This is a genomic window from Paenibacillus sp. YSY-4.3 (assembly GCF_054767475.1).
In genome coordinates this window covers 473,842-488,671 of sequence record NZ_BAABMC010000001.1, presented here as the reverse complement: position 1 = coordinate 488,671, position 14,830 = coordinate 473,842, and the positions used below count along the sequence as shown (strand labels likewise).

Here is a 14,830-nt window from a genome sequence, read left to right as displayed (position 1 = left end):
ATTCTCAAGAGCACCGTTCGCCAGAATTTGTGCAGCTGCCGCAGGAAACGCAAGCGGTCTGCTTGCCCCTTGGCGATTTAGCAGCGCTGTCATCCACGGAGAAGATCGCCTGCTTGCTCCCTCCCTGAAATACGTTCACCTTCAGCTCATCGCTTAATTTTGAGCCGAAGCCTTGAAATGCCCCGCCAAACATAAATAAATCCGCGCTGAACTTTTTGTGGACCAAGGAACGATCCGGGCCGGTAGGAACCGGAATTTCAGGTGCAGCCACCAGTTCCTGCACGATAAAAGGCTTGTTCCAGCATTGATCGATTAACTCCTCCCACTGCTCCTGTGGAGTGGACAAACCAATGACAACCCCTTCCCCCCTGATGTCATAAGCGGTCTTTAACACCAGCTTCTCCCGGCGAAGTTTGAACAGTTTGCGCAAACCTTGCCCATCATTATCGTCAAGGGACACAGCTGAAAGCTTGCGTGCCCAGGGGATATGCTTGTCGAGTATTTTGCATTCTTCATCCGTGAAATGCTTACGGAAGGCCGGATCTGAAAGATAAGCCAAGCAAAGCTTGCTCTCAGTAATGAAACGGGCTTGAAAAGAATTAACATGGCAGACGGCCAGATCGTCGCATGCCCATATGAGGTCGGACAGCGCATCGGAATCGTCAAGAAGAGGGATAAAATCGGCGGTGTTTATTTTATTCCAAATTAGCTCTATGCGCTGATTTCCGGCATAAAGCTTGCTTTCCCGATAAGAAAGCTGCCGGGGATCCGTGACGACAGCTTCGACCCCCGACTTGCGGAGAAGCTCAACCATCTCCTTCACCTCTAAGCTGACCCGGTTTTCCAGCTGAAGGATCGCCATGCTGCGAAGCCTTGAACCAGGAGAGAACTCAGCAAAGACAGAGATCAATTCGTTGATAAAAGCATCGGGCTTGTTGATGCCTTCTTCATATAGCGGAGGGATATTCTTCAAGTAGGTGGAAAGCGATGGTATTTGACTGAGCACCTTATTGACGCGCCCTGTAAAAATGACGCCGGCCGGACAATCCGTATTGTTTTCCAGAACCTTAAAACTCTCATCGCCCGGCACAAGATATGTATCGAACCGGGAAATACGGATTTTGCGCTGGTATCCAGGGTCGATCCGCACCAGGCGGGAAGCGGCTTCGTCCAGCATAAAATACTGCCTGGTGGCCTGATCTTCTTCATAAAGACGGATGACCTTCTCCAATATATCGATCAGCTGCTCGGCTTCTCTTCGGATCCATTCGCGGTCGGAGGAGGATAGAATGACGACTCTCGGGTAAAGCTGAAACGGCTTGTTCCGGTACACATAACCATCGTTCTCCAGGCGGCCTTCCAACTCCTTGATCTCTTCGACCAGTCGGTTCCCTGAGCTGGCTACCATCCGGCTATAATCCTGTTCATATAAGAAGCGCTGCATTTTCGATCTCCTCCTTCGGATAAGTCACAACATCCTCCGTGCATGGTTCCAGGGCTTCTTCTGCTGCATATGCCGTATTGAAGTATTTATTCATCAGTAACGCCGTAACCGGACCGATACTCCCGTCGCCCAACTTGTGACGGTCAACGCTGATCACAGGGAGAATCTCCGCCCCTGTCCCGCAGAGGAAAGCTTCATCCGCCAAATAACACTCCGTACGGTCAAGCGCGCGTTCTTCGGCAGTCAGACCCATTTCCTTGGCCCAGTTCAGGATATGTCTGCGAGTGATGCTTTCCAAGATGCCGGACGTGACGGAAGGGGTAATCAGCATGCCGTTTTTTACGATAAAAAAAGCCGCTGTCGGAGCTTCCGCAATTTTGCCGTGCTGGTTCAGAAGAAGAGTATTGTCATAGCCGTCGGATTTGGCCTGCAGCATCGCCAAGCGGCCGTTCTGGTAGTTCGCGATGCACTTGATCCTTGGCGGCATCATATGGTCGGAAATGCGCTGCCAGGATGAGACCGATATATGAATACCCCGATCAGAATGCGGCTTGCGCTGCTGCGGGAAAGCAGCTACGCTGAGCAAAACGGGCTCCGTCGCCTCCAAAGAACTATCCGCTTCAATAGAAGCGGCGACGCGGACATAACAGTCCTCCTGCAAGCGATTGACGAGAATAATGTTGCGGATATTCCTGATCACCCGCTCTTTGCTCCATTCATGCTCCATCCCCATAATTTTCATGGAATCAAAAAGGCGGTCCACATGCTCGGACAAGGAAAATAAATGCATCCGATGCCGGTCGGCATCCCAATAGCCACGAATCCCTTCAAATACGGACGCTCCATATTTCATCGCTGCCGACCCTATATGGATCGTCGCTTCATCATAAGGAACGACTCTATCATTTAATTGAATGAAATATTTTTTCATGACATACAACTCCTTTCCAGCCGATAGTCATAGAATGGTTCTGTGCAAGGGTAGCCTTTGCAGACCCTCATCCTGCCTTCGGATGGTTTCATGATCACAGAAGCGACGGTGGCGACTTTGCGTGGGTCCCCGTCTTGATGGACGCAAAGGCTTCCCGCCCCATCCTCGTGATAGGCGAGCAGATCCTCCATCTGCTTCTCCGAAGGCATGCCGCCGTATCGCCGCAGCTTTTCTTTGGTCCGTTCAAAACGGGGGTAAGTTGAAGTTCCAGGATTAACCAGATCGAAGCATAAGAAATCCTCATGCAAATAATGATTGGTATGCACCAGAAGTTTATCTTCGATAAAACGCTCGTTTTCAACAGTCATTTCCACATTGAGCAGGCGACTGCCGTCCGTCATCAGCAAGTTTCTGGAGGATGCACGGCGAATCAGGCTGATTTCGCGCATGCATCGATCCAGCGTTGGCTGATGCAGCAGATGGCGGATTAACAAATACGGAGGGACACCGGCACGCCACCCTGAACTAAGCACCATATTCAGCCCGATGCCAAGTCCATAACTGTTGATGCCCAAATATCCGATTAATCCTACATGCGTATACATCAGCAAATCAGGTCCATCCTGAGGCGTACGGATTTCCAGAATTATTCCCAAGTCCGTTAACTGGCCCGCTAAATCAACATTTTGTGCGATGACGGCACGGCCTTCTTGGTTAAAGCAGGCAAATGCGGTGCATTCAAGCCCCGCAGCGATGATCTCACGGCGAAGCTGAAGCAGCATTCCCTCCCGGTAGCTGATTCCGGCCCCTTGCGCCAAACCTTTGATCTCCTCGGCGAGCTGGGGAGTGTAAGCTTCAATATGCGGAATGTAGCCGTCAGCCAAGCTTAAGGCTTCATTCAGGGTTAGCGATTGGCGTCTGACGCTGTTGATCCGAGCGATATCATCATCCAAGAAATCCCTGATATCTCGTCGGAGCGCCTCCCCGTATTGCGCTCCCCGTTGGAATGGCTGGCCGCTGACAATAATATGCTTCAAGGGGCTATTCACCTGAAATCACCTCACAGATGCTGCAGCTCCCGATTGTTTTTTTTGATTCGGGAAGCAGTAAAAGCAATATCCTCACCGGTGATTTTGTCCGGGGGGTATGTGCCGAGCCCATATGCAAGCTCCTTCCAGTACACGTTATGCTCTAGAGATGCATCCATAATCGACTGCTTCAAATCCGTCGAGAAATTCATCAGGCCAAACAGAATATCTTTGGTCATCGGCGTCATATATTGTGCGGACAGAAGGATTTCATCCTGAACAAATTCCGCGGAATCCATCATTTCAACCAGCTTATAGTTGGCGGCTCCGAAGCAGCGCTCCATATAAGCCGCAAACACCTCTGTAGCCAGATTCCCCCCGCTTCGTCCCATGCCGCGCAAGGAGCTGTCTACCCAATCCACACCACACTCCAGCGCTGCTACCGTATTGGCCAGGCCCATGGACAGATTGTTATGTGCATGGAAACCGACCGGTATCGTCAATGTGGACTTCAGGACATCCGCAATCGACTTCACCTGATCTGGAACCAAGTGCCCGTTGGAGTCGGCAAAGTAGACGATGTCGGCTCCAGCCGCCTCCGCCTTAAGCGTCATTTCTTTGATCTCTTGGCTAGTAAAATAAGTGATCCGCACAAAATTCGCAGAGGTAAACAGCCCGGTCCTCTTGCATTCCCGGATCGTATCCAGCCCTTCCTCTAAACGGTCCTGCCTGATGCATACGCGCACGAGCGACACGCCCAGCCGCTTCAGGGACTGAAGATCTTTGGCCTGAATATTATGCGGATGTAGCATGACGACCAGGCTGGCGAGCGGCGCAAACTCCTTTAATGCTGCTATATAATCATCATCCGTTGCTGCCGTTATGCCCAGCCCCGCCGTTCCCTTGGCCGGTCCATTCCTGTAACCGATCTCGATCCAGTCCACACCCGCCTTTTGCAGCCCGCTTACAATGTGTTTTGCAGCCTCTAACGAAAAACCAAAACCGTTAACGTATCCGCCGTCTCGCAAGGTTACATCTATCAGCTGGGCCATAAAATCCTCCTTTATATATGAGGGATTTCTTAAGAATAAATCAGATAAATCAGTTAATAGGAAACCCTTATCGAAGGACTTCCTATTAACTGTTTGGAACGGTCTATCCAAGAACGGGCTCTGCTTCTGCTTCAATTCCTGTCACGCGAAGGATCGCACTAAAGTGCTTCATTCGTACTTCAATCGATTTATACAGGGCTGCGACGGACTTCTCCTGCAGCTCCTCGGTTATTGCATATTGACGGAGAATATTGTAACCTGCTTCCGCATGATCCTCCTCCACCTCCATATCATTGGAGCTGTGGATCGTAAAATACTGCACGCCTTCCTTGTTCATGTTATAAAAATGCTTCATCGCTTCATTCATCGTCCGTCCATCCCAAGTGACTGGCGGCTGCCCTTCCATGTATACGATCAACGCTGCTACAGCCTCTACCAAATGATGATCCGGTCCGCAAACTGTATTGTTCCATTCAATAACTGCCTGGGATTCGGGGAGAATATCGCAGTTTTCAATGTCCTCCCACGTCAGGCCGAATTGCTCACCGATTTTGAAGAACAGCTCAAGATGCCGCATCGTTCCGGTAAGCTGGCCGGTCTCCTCCTCATAAATGTTCTCGGCGAGTTCCTTGCGCACTTCCACGTCCGGAGTTTTTGAATGAATCGCCGAAATATTACGGGTCCAGAAGCTTTTGATATGATAGCGGTGCAACACAAAGTTTTTTAAAAGTTCCGGTGTTGCTTCCCCTTTCATAATGATCTGATAAAGCGGGTGGGTAATTTTCTTGTTTTCCTCGACAATAGATTTGAGCTTCTCCACGAACTGATCCGGACTTAATACCACTTCAATCACTCCTCATCACTAAATTTTGAAATTTATGATGAACTACCATCCCGGGCCTAGCGCCCGAGTGATAAGTGCACCCTCTGTTCGATTAAATCAGCCACATGCCTGACAGTTTCCATGTGCGGCCAAGTAATCGCAGGCGTGGTGTTCACTTCAATGACGGCATAATCGTTATCGCCAACTTCCAGTAAATCGACGCCTGCCACGGGAGCCTGAAACACGCGAGAGCACAGCTCGGCCAGCTCAATCATCCTCGGTGTAAGAGGACAAGCCTCCCAGGTTCCCCCGCTGGACAAATTCGTCAAAAAACCTCCATCTACCGCATATCGAAAAAAAGCGAAATCTGCTCTGTAGTCCACAACCCTGACACGAATGTCCCTGCCCGGCTTGTCCAGGCACGCCTGAATGTATAGCGCCCTATGATCCCGTAAGTAATAAGGGGCAAGGTTTCTCAGGCTGTTTATATCATCAACTCGTACCACCTGCTCGCCTTTCGCGCCGATTACAGGTTTCAGTACGAGAGGAAATCCTAATAACTCCGCTGTTTCCTCTATTTGCTCACAAGAACCGATAAGCCGAGTTCGGATATGCGGAATTTGATGCATTGTAAGCAAAACCGAGTTCAGAAACTTATTTTGACCGCTGCCGAGAACATCCGAGCCGTTGATCACCGGGATCCCGCATATTTCAAAGGCTTTTAGCAGCCACAGCCCATATTCGCGCTGAGACAGCGATACCCATCCCAGCACGCAAACCAAGTCCAGCGTCCGGTTATTGAATTTAAAGCGGATGCCTGACATATCCATGTCTACCGTAATTTCATAGGGTCTGGCGCATATCGCAGGAAGTCCCCTTCCATTTAAGGCGGCAGCCAGTTCAATAACATCCGGCGTTTCTTCACGGCATAAAATTAATATCGATTGCAAAGGGCATCCGTCCTTTCCCTGTCTTCGCTGTAAAAGACCGGTCCTATTGCCGCTCCGTTCGCGTAATTGATTACGGAACTCTCCATGATGCCTTTTGTCCGTAAAATGTGCCCGATATGCCGGTTTCCAAACAAATAGCATCCCCATAAAAAACTAGCCTGCTCCTGATAAACGGCGCCTCCCGTCTTCGCTATAACAACGGGTCCGGAGGAAGGTGTAATTCTTTCCTGGACGACGGCTCTGGCTCCCTGGGATGCAGAGGACAAATAGGAATCAATATGGGCTCCCCACTCGGCTTCTGACGCCTCCCAGCCGCAAATAATGCCTGCCCCGCCGTATCCGTCCGCCGGCTTGATGAGCAATCGTTCCCTTTCACGCAGGGCGTAAGCTTTATTCCCAATGGTCAGCAGCCTGGTTTCGGGTATATGCCGTCTGATCCATTCGCTGTCCTCCACAGAAAGGCCTGTCTGATAGGCAGGGTCGGACAAAAGAGCAAACAACGCCTTGCTGCCGGCAATCCGGCAGGAGAAACCCATCGGCATTTCTACCAGGCGATTCTCCAGCGCATCAAGTATATGTTCAAACTCGGAGGGGCCCCGCTGCAAATCCTCCAGATCAAATAGACGGTAAATGACATCCACCTTTTCTCCATTGGCGTAAAGTCCATCCTTCCGGCGTTCAAGCTCCTTCGGCGTGCATACCGTTACTCGTGTCCTGGTTATTTCACGAAACCGGTCAGCGATGTTGTCCAGAGTCGCCTGCATGGCGGGCATAGAGCGGTCGCTTTCGACAAAAGCCATCAGCGGATTTGAGTGATGCGAGAGAAACAACCGGGCCATAAGCCAGGCCCATTCCCTTAACGTTTCCAGCCATTCGGCCTCATGCTCGCGAACGGCTTCGCGAACCGAGGGCAGCTTTAGCAGGATCGGATGAAAGGAAGCTTCCAGCAGCCCGCCCACACTGCTACCCATGTTTAACTCCAGCATTTTGGGCTGGCCGTGATCGTCATAAATGTCACTGCGGACAAGTATATGCCGTCTCTCCAGGCGCGGACTGGCCTTAACCCAGCGCAGCACCGCGTCCGAATAACCCAGCCAGCGGGCTGTCCGGACCATATCCCCGCCGAACAATCGCTCAATTGTTAGCCCAATCAGATCCAGCAGCTTCTGCGTCGCAGCGGCATCCTGTTTCATCTTTGCAGCGCACCGGATTTGTGGCGAAACGATGATTCTCGGCATGTTAGCCATAACTTGTCCTGCTTGGCTAAACATATCGTCTATCTCATTTGACGTTGGAAGAATTGTATTCATCAGCTTCCCCCGATCCATTTTTAACCATATTATCTATTACTTGTATTCAATATATCATACATAAAATGTAAAATGTTGTTATAATTTGCATTATTTAAAATTAAATTTATATTAATAGATAGAAAATAGGATTAAAAACAGAAAAACAGTGTTTTTGAAAGAATTATGAGCTCTCTTTCAAAAACACTGTTTTTATCTATCGCCTAAAACCCGTTTTACTTCAAATGCAGCACGGACCCGCCGATCTCCACGCTTTCTGCCCTGACAATGACGCGGATTTCGCTTTCGGCGCCGACGTGCTTGCCCTGTTTGAATACATAAGTTGACGGCCCCCCTGCCTGGAACAGAAGGTCGCCAAGCGCCCCGGCCGCCACGCCTGTAGCGGCATCCTCCGAAATGCCGAATAACGGATTAAAGCCGCGTGCATGGACATAGACAGACCCCGATTCCGGTGTCATCTCTTTCGCCGCCTGAAAGGCATATGCGTATACCCCGTTTACACAGTGCTTTCGGCTCCATTCCTTGATCTCCTCGAATTTAGGGGCCATCTCGTCCAGATCGGTTAAATGCCGAAGCGGAACAAGTAATTTAGGAGAACCAATGCTCGTCGCAATAAACGGTGCATGATCGGAAATGACCTCAGGTTTAATTCCTAGCATATGAGCAATTTCTGCCCGGTTCAGCGTCGTATCCAGATTGCGCGCACGTTCAGTTTTAAAATAATAATGACCCTGGGGGGATTTTGTTATGACGATGGGTGTCCCTGACCAGGAAGTGACCTGCAAACGATCCAGTTGGCATTGCTGCAGCATAAAAGCGCCGGCTGCCAGTGTTCCGTGCCCGCAGAACGTCATTTCCTTCTCGCTGGAAAAATATCGTAAGACAGCATCCTGCTCCGGATCACTGCTATTTTGCACGAACACCGTCACAGGCGCACCGGAATGCCTCGCTAATTCAAGTAGTTCTGCATCCGACCAGCCACTGTACTCCATAACGGCTGCCGCATTTCCCTGGCTAATATCATCAGTAAATACCTTGTATATATTTATGTCCTTCGTCATATCAGTCCGTCCCCTCCTTTTGCGAATAAAACAATCGTAGTTCAATACTACATTGTTTCGTTTATGCGTCAACCTTTTTTTTCAAATTTTAGATCATTCTGGCCACATGTTTGCAGGCTGGAGGCTTCCTGAACGAACAACAAAAAGCAGTGCTGAATCGCTAAACGATTCCGCACTGCTTTGCATCCAAACATACAATTATCCCAAATACGTGCGAAGCATCCACATATGCTTCTCCAAATCGCCTTTGAAGCCGGTCAGCAAATCAGCTGTTGCTTCATCGCCTTCTTTGTCGGCTAGCTCAATGCCTTCCTGGAATGATTCGGACAAAGTAGCGAAGTCCTCAACCAACGCCTGAACCATGGCTCGTTCATCTTCCTTGCCGGTAGCCTCTTGAATAGTGGCGATCTCCAGATACTCTTTCATCGTTGCGGCCGGGCTGCCTTTGATCGTGAGCAGGCGCTCGGCCACGGCATCCATCTTCTCCGTAACTTCATCATAGAGCTCCTCGAATTTGACATGAAGCGTGAAGAAATTTTCCCCTTTCACATACCAATGGTAATTGTGTATCTTAACGTACAATATGTTTAGGTTAGCGACCTGCTCGTTCAAAACCTGCTCCAAACTTGTTTTGCTCGCCTTGCTTGCAGACTTGGAATCAGCTTTAGCCATAATACAATCCCTCATTTCTTTCGTTATTGTTTATATATTCACCCTAGAGCATGCAAATCATGCCTGAAGTGAACGCAAGTTACATACCGGGCTGCCAGGCACCATAATAATATCTTACCCGACACTGGTTTTTGCGAAACAACATAAATCACTCGTCTTTGAAAAAAAGAATGCTAATATCACACTTATCCGATATACTAACTTTAAACTAATTTTAAATGAAGTTTTCTATATTTAAATAGAAACAATTTTAAAACACATATTATGATCTGGAGGTGCCCTACCATGTCCTCATACCATCCCTTTTCTTTAGAAGATGCCATTGCTTATGCCAAGTCGATCCCCGGCTTTTTCGCTGCCGATGCCGCGCTTACCTGCGAAGAAATCGGTGACGGCAATTTGAATCTCGTGTTCAGAGTTGCCGATCCGCAGCAAAGCAAAAGCCTGATTATAAAGCAAGCCCTGCCTTATGCCAAAGTTGTCGGTGAATCATGGCCGCTTAGCCTTGACCGCGCTCGCATCGAACGCAATGCACTGGAAATCCAACACCAGCTCTGCCCGGATCTCGTTCCTGCGATTTATGGGGGCGATGACGAACTGGCCGTCACAGTCATGGAAGACTTGTCTGGCTATACGATTATGCGTCAGGGTTTGATCGACGGGAACACCTATGAACATTTTGCGGAGCATATCGGCCGCTTTATCGCTACAACTCTGTTTTACACCTCTGACCTAGGCATGAACCAGCAGGAGAAGAAGCTTCAGTCCGCACGGTTCATCAATCCGGATTTATGCAAAATCACCGAGGATTTGATATTCGAGGACCCTTACAGAGATGCCGAAAATAACAACTTTACCGAAGACATCCGGACAGAAGCCGAGAAGCTGTGGCAGGATCATGCCCTGCACCTTGAAGTTGCCCTGCTCAGAGAGAAGTTTCTTACGCACGGCCAAGCGCTGCTCCATGGCGATCTCCATACCGGCAGTATCTTCATAACTCCCGAATCTACCAAGGTCATTGACCCTGAATTCGCCTATTACGGTCCGATTGGCTTCGATATCGGCGCGGTCATCGCCAATTTATTGCTGAATTATGCAGCACAGCCCGGCTGGAGCGGCAATGACGAGGTATTGCAGGAACGCCGCTCATGGCTTCTCACGACGATAGTTGGCGTGTGGAATCATTTCGAGCATAACTTCCGCAAGCTTTGGGATGCGGACGGCGTCGATATTATATCCAAGACACCTGGCTATCAGGATCTTTACATCGATCAACTCCGCAAGGACGCTATCGGATTTGCGGGGTGCAAAGTGATCCGCCGGATCGTCGGATTATCCCATGTTGCGGACATTGACACGATCGAAGACGAGCACAGCCGCCGTCAAGCCAAAGTAACAGCCCTGGCAATCGGCAAACAGTTGATCAAAGGCGGCAGATCAGCAGCTTCCATCGCCGAAGTGATCGAATGGGCCAAAGCAGCCGCAGCCAAGGAGGGCGCTAACGTATGACGACCGAACAACATAGCGGAACAACGAATTCCAACCCGGCTGGACAGCAAAGCCGAGAGCCTCTGCTTAGTCTCCGCTGGAACGACGGCAAGCTCCTCATGCTTGATCAGCGATTGCTTCCTGAAGAAATCGTGTTCCTAGAGCTGACGACGACGGAGGAAGTATGGGACGGCATCCATGCCATGAAAGTGCGGGGAGCACCGGCGATCGGCATTGCGGCTGCCTATGGAGTCGTCTTAGGGGCGATTTCCTATCAGGGAGATGACGACAAATGGCTCGAGCATGTAACGGCTGCCGCTGAGCACTTGGCCACGTCGCGACCGACCGCGGTCAACCTGTTCTGGGCGCTTGACAGGATGAAGGCACGGGCTGAACAGCTCGCGGCTGAGCATGCCAGCCAAGCCCAGCGCAATGAAGGATTGCTGGCCGAGGCGATAGCGATCCATCAGGAGGATGAGGAAGTATGCCGGAGAATCGGAGAGCATGCGCTGCCGCTTTTCACTTCCGGAATGGGTGTCCTCACCCACTGCAATGCCGGAGGATTGGCGACCGCCAAGTACGGAACGGCCCTTGCCCCGTTCTATCTCGCCCAGGAGCAAGGCATTGACCTGAAAATCTACGCCGACGAGACCAGACCCGTTCTTCAAGGCGCTAGACTGACTGCATTCGAGCTGCAGCAGGCGGGAATCGATGTAACCCTGCTCTGCGACAACATGGCTGGACTCGTTATGTCCAAAGGATGGATCGATGCCGTTATTGTCGGAACCGACAGGATTGCCGCCAACGGAGACGTCGCCAACAAAATCGGAACGTACAGCCTTGCCGTTCTGGCCAAGGCACACAACATCCCTTTCTATGTCGCATCACCGTTGTCGACGATTGATCTTGAAACGGAAAGCGGCCAGCTTATTCCGATTGAGGAACGTCCTGAACATGAAGTGACGGAAGGGTTCGGCAAACGTACTGCCCCGTCCGGCATCAAAGTGTTCAATCCTTCTTTTGACGTCACTCCGCATCATCTAATCACAGCGATCATAACGGAGAAGGGGATCGTCAAACCGCCGTTTAAAGATAGTTTAGCCGCCCTTTTCAATAAGGCAGATTAAGCTTCCGTATCAAGAAGACCATATAGAATTTTCATAGTTTTCAGAAAACGCATGTTCTCTAGCGGAGAAAACCACTATTCATGGTGGTTTTTCTTGCTTTATCTGAAAACAGAAATAAATCAGTTTTTGATCTTTCTGAATAATTTCATAAAAAAAGTTTCATTTTGATCCTTTAGGACTATTATTGTCCAGCAAGCGGTGCTATGATTAATGGGGAATTTTATATTCTCTTGCATCTATGAGTGAACGAACCTAACATGTGTTTTTGGGGGAATTATGGACAATCATAATAACAATGATCATGAACAAATGGGATATTTATTTAATGTAGAAATTCTAGTGAAGAGTAAATCCAATGCCGTCGCACTCCAGTCGCTGCTGCAAATCCTTAACAGCGGAGAAGAAATCATCGATTATCGAATCAATTCGGGGATAGAGCTTGGGGAAATCATCGAGTCCCTGCTCGCTGCCAAGAAGCAGTCCATCATCTCCAGATCATACAAACGGCTTGCAACGAATACACCGGACAAGCAAAATGCTGCCGACAGCAAAGCTTCCGGTCAACCGAATGACAAAGCGAAGCCTGCTGAGAAAGCAAAAGCTGCGGACAAAACAAAAATAGCACCGGACATCAAAGACAGCTTCGCAGCCGTGGCTATGAGTGAGGATTTTGAGGTTTGGATTCAGAAGTACATTTCAGAGAATCGGCTGGTGCGCATATTAGTCAATCGCAATGGGGAACGAATGAGCATCCCCTGCCGCATACTGAACTTCCAGTCGGATAACTATGCCATTAACGTATATCATGTGGACGAGAAACAAGTATATACCTTCATGCTCAGCGAAATCATTGATTTCATTGAAACGTAGAATAGCGGCTATAAAAAATAAAAACAGCCCAGGCATAACGAATGCTGCGCCGTCCTTAGCAACGGCGCAGCATTTTGCATTCATGCCTATTTTCTTCTGTCCGCGCCCGATTGTTCCCACGCGGATAACGCAAGCATAAGCCAGCCTGCTATGAAAGATACCCCTCCAAGCGGAGTAATCGGTCCGAGCCACTTCCACCCCGTCACCGCCAGCATATAGAGACTGCCCGAGAATAAGATGATCCCGATCAGAAATAACCGCGCAGACCAGCGCAGCTTGCGGCTATCACCCCATAATCCGGCTGCCAATGCCGCGAGGATCATTCCGACTCCATGGATCATATGATATTGGACCCCCGTCTTGTACGTATCAATGGAACCCGTAATAATCGGCTCCAGCACATGAGCTCCAAAAGCACCGAGGGCAACTGCAAGTAGCATGATAATCGCCCCGATTCCGGCCATTCTTCGCTGCATATTCATATCCCTCCCATCATAAAAACAAGCGATTTTGAACCTGCTTACCTATCATAACCCAGTCCACTGCACCATTACCAGAACTGGTACGATCAAGATTTTTTTCTTGATTTTTTGCCGGATCTATGGAAGATTATACGTTAACATGACTAAAATTCTGCAAAGGAGCTTGATTATTAATGAATTATCAACCTGGGGCGCAACCAAGCCCTAACTATGAGCATTCGGCGCCAGCCCAACCTCTTGCCCCTCTGAAGCATTCCGGGCTCGGCATCGCCTCATTCATTATGAGCATCATTGCGCTGCTCGGTTATTTCCTATCCTTCTTTCTGATCATTGCGGCCATTGGCCAAGCCCTTGATAATCCGGCTTATATCGAGGAAGCCCTGACGGATAGCTCGGCGGCAATCCTTATCATCGTTACTATTTTCGGCGCAGGCATCATTAATCTGATCGCGCTCATCCTCGGTATCGTCGGACTTGTCCTCAAAAACCGCAAAAAAGTATTCGCCATCATAGGAACAGTGCTTTCCTCGCTTTCCGTGTTGTTGATTATCTTCCTTTATATCGTCGGTACTTTACAGCAGGTATAAGTCCATAACACAGCTTGCCCCCACGGTAGCCTAACCAAGGTAACGCGGGGGCAATTTATTGGAGATGTTAAACGCATAAGCTTTTTGTTAGAATAAAGCTGGACTATCTGAATTTAAGGAGATACTTATGGTACAAGTTAAAATTTTTGCAGACAGCACGTCCGACCTGCCGGCCTCTTGGTTAGAGGAATATGGCATCGGCATAATTCCGCTATATGTCGTCTTTAATGACGAGACGTACCGTGACGGCATCGATATTACTCCGGTCGGCATTTATGAGAGAGTCGCGGCCGCCGGGAATCTGCCGAAAACGACGGCTCCGTCTCCCAAAGACTTTATAGACGCGTTCGCTCCATACGTCGAGCAAGGGCAGGATGTCGTCTATATCAGCATTTCGTCCAGTTTGTCATCCACGTACCAGAACGCACTCATTGCTGCCGGCGAATTTCCTGAAGGACGGATTCATATCGTAGACTCGCTTAATTTATGCAGTGGGATCGGACTGCTCGTGATGAAAGCGGTCAGGGCTGCCCAGCAGGGCCAAAGCGGTTCAGAAATTGTAGCCTTGCTTGAACGATCCAGACAGTTAGTGAACACAGAGTTCGTTATCGATACACTGGAGTACTTATATAAAGGCGGCCGCTGCTCGGGCATGCAGAACTTTATCGGCAGCTTGCTCCAGATTCGTCCCGTGCTGAGAGTCGTCGAGGGGAGCATTATACCGGCCTACAAAGTCCGCGGCAGAAAGGAAAAGGCCGTTCAACAGATGCTCGATAACGCCCTTGCCAAAAAGGAGCAAATGGACGATGATTTAATTATCGTTGCCCACACCCTTGCCGAGGAAGAGGCTCGCCGGATCGCCGCCATTCTCAGGGAACAGACCCCGGTGCGCGAAGTAGCCATCGCCGAAGCAGGCTGCGTCATTTCCAGCCACTGCGGTCCTCATACCGTGGCGATAATGTATATGAACAAGGGCTCCGAAGACCGGATCGGATAATCCGAAAT

15 protein-coding genes are annotated in these 14,830 nt (G+C 49.6%); 5 read left to right on the top strand and 10 right to left on the bottom strand.

Annotated features, from left to right (window positions below):
- Window positions 1-4 precede the first annotated feature (4 nt).
- The 9 genes from ACYUJT_RS02205 to ACYUJT_RS02165 all read right to left on the bottom strand — a co-directional run bounded on the left by ACYUJT_RS02205 (window position 5) and on the right by ACYUJT_RS02165 (window position 9,271).
- Entirely contained in the window at window positions 5-1,444 is a 1,440-nt protein-coding gene (locus ACYUJT_RS02205) for a circularly permuted type 2 ATP-grasp protein (protein ID WP_460318505.1), read from the bottom strand.
- Window positions 1,425-2,375, bottom strand: a complete 951-nt coding sequence (gene ilvE / locus ACYUJT_RS02200; RefSeq protein WP_460318503.1) for a branched-chain-amino-acid transaminase — start codon at window positions 2,373-2,375, stop codon at window positions 1,425-1,427. The genes ACYUJT_RS02205 and ilvE overlap by 20 nt, the downstream gene beginning before the upstream one ends.
- Window positions 2,372-3,412, bottom strand: a complete 1,041-nt coding sequence (locus ACYUJT_RS02195; RefSeq protein ID WP_460318501.1) for a C45 family autoproteolytic acyltransferase/hydolase — start codon at window positions 3,410-3,412, stop codon at window positions 2,372-2,374. Before ACYUJT_RS02195 ends, ilvE begins: the two co-directional genes overlap by 4 nt.
- A 23-nt stretch (window positions 3,413-3,435) precedes the next feature.
- Window positions 3,436-4,455: a beta/alpha barrel domain-containing protein gene (locus ACYUJT_RS02190; RefSeq protein ID WP_460318499.1), complete on the bottom strand. Its 1,020-nt coding sequence runs from the start codon at window positions 4,453-4,455 to the stop codon at window positions 3,436-3,438.
- A 103-nt stretch (window positions 4,456-4,558) separates the two neighbouring features.
- The gene (locus tag ACYUJT_RS02185; protein ID WP_460318497.1) at window positions 4,559-5,299 is read right to left on the bottom strand and encodes a TenA family transcriptional regulator; all 741 of its coding nucleotides are present in this window, start codon (window positions 5,297-5,299) and stop codon (window positions 4,559-4,561) included.
- A gap of 56 nt (window positions 5,300-5,355) precedes the next feature.
- Complete coding sequence (locus tag ACYUJT_RS02180) at window positions 5,356-6,228, bottom strand: ATP-grasp domain-containing protein (protein WP_460318496.1); 873 nt, start codon at window positions 6,226-6,228, stop codon at window positions 5,356-5,358.
- The gene (locus tag ACYUJT_RS02175; RefSeq protein WP_460318494.1) at window positions 6,213-7,538 is read right to left on the bottom strand and encodes a hypothetical protein; all 1,326 of its coding nucleotides are present in this window, start codon (window positions 7,536-7,538) and stop codon (window positions 6,213-6,215) included. Before ACYUJT_RS02175 ends, ACYUJT_RS02180 begins: the two co-directional genes overlap by 16 nt.
- Before the next feature lie 215 nt (window positions 7,539-7,753).
- Entirely contained in the window at window positions 7,754-8,599 is an 846-nt protein-coding gene (locus tag ACYUJT_RS02170; RefSeq protein WP_460318492.1) for a PhzF family phenazine biosynthesis protein, read from the bottom strand.
- Between the two features lie 198 nt (window positions 8,600-8,797).
- A complete protein-coding gene (locus ACYUJT_RS02165) occupies window positions 8,798-9,271 on the bottom strand; it encodes a Dps family protein (protein ID WP_460318491.1) in 474 nt (157 codons plus the stop codon).
- A gap of 285 nt (window positions 9,272-9,556) precedes the next feature.
- Between ACYUJT_RS02165 and mtnK the strand changes: the two genes are divergently transcribed.
- The 3 genes from mtnK (at window position 9,557) to ACYUJT_RS02150 (ending at window position 12,756) form a co-directional block, all read left to right on the top strand.
- Window positions 9,557-10,780 carry an S-methyl-5-thioribose kinase gene (gene mtnK, locus ACYUJT_RS02160; RefSeq protein ID WP_460318489.1) on the top strand — a complete coding sequence of 408 codons (1,224 nt, stop codon included), beginning with the start codon at window positions 9,557-9,559 and terminating at the stop codon, window positions 10,778-10,780.
- The gene (gene mtnA, locus ACYUJT_RS02155; protein ID WP_460318487.1) at window positions 10,777-11,886 is read left to right on the top strand and encodes an S-methyl-5-thioribose-1-phosphate isomerase; all 1,110 of its coding nucleotides are present in this window, start codon (window positions 10,777-10,779) and stop codon (window positions 11,884-11,886) included. Before mtnK ends, mtnA begins: the two co-directional genes overlap by 4 nt.
- 276 nt (window positions 11,887-12,162) lie before the next feature.
- Window positions 12,163-12,756 (top strand): hypothetical protein, encoded by a 594-nt coding sequence (locus ACYUJT_RS02150; RefSeq protein ID WP_460318485.1) that lies wholly within the window; start codon window positions 12,163-12,165, stop codon window positions 12,754-12,756.
- Window positions 12,757-12,842: 86 nt separating this feature from the next.
- Here the strand turns inward: ACYUJT_RS02150 and ACYUJT_RS02145 are convergent, their stop codons facing one another.
- Entirely contained in the window at window positions 12,843-13,232 is a 390-nt protein-coding gene (locus ACYUJT_RS02145) for a DUF423 domain-containing protein (protein WP_460318483.1), read from the bottom strand.
- Window positions 13,233-13,411: 179 nt separating this feature from the next.
- Between ACYUJT_RS02145 and ACYUJT_RS02140 the strand changes: the two genes are divergently transcribed.
- Together ACYUJT_RS02140 and ACYUJT_RS02135 are read left to right on the top strand one after the other, a co-directional pair.
- A complete protein-coding gene (locus tag ACYUJT_RS02140; protein ID WP_460318482.1) occupies window positions 13,412-13,825 on the top strand; it encodes a hypothetical protein in 414 nt (137 codons plus the stop codon).
- 127 nt (window positions 13,826-13,952) lie between these two features.
- On the top strand, window positions 13,953-14,822 hold the full coding sequence (locus ACYUJT_RS02135) for a DegV family protein (protein WP_460318479.1): 870 nt from the start codon (window positions 13,953-13,955) through the stop codon (window positions 14,820-14,822).
- The last annotated feature ends 8 nt before the right edge of the window (window positions 14,823-14,830 follow it).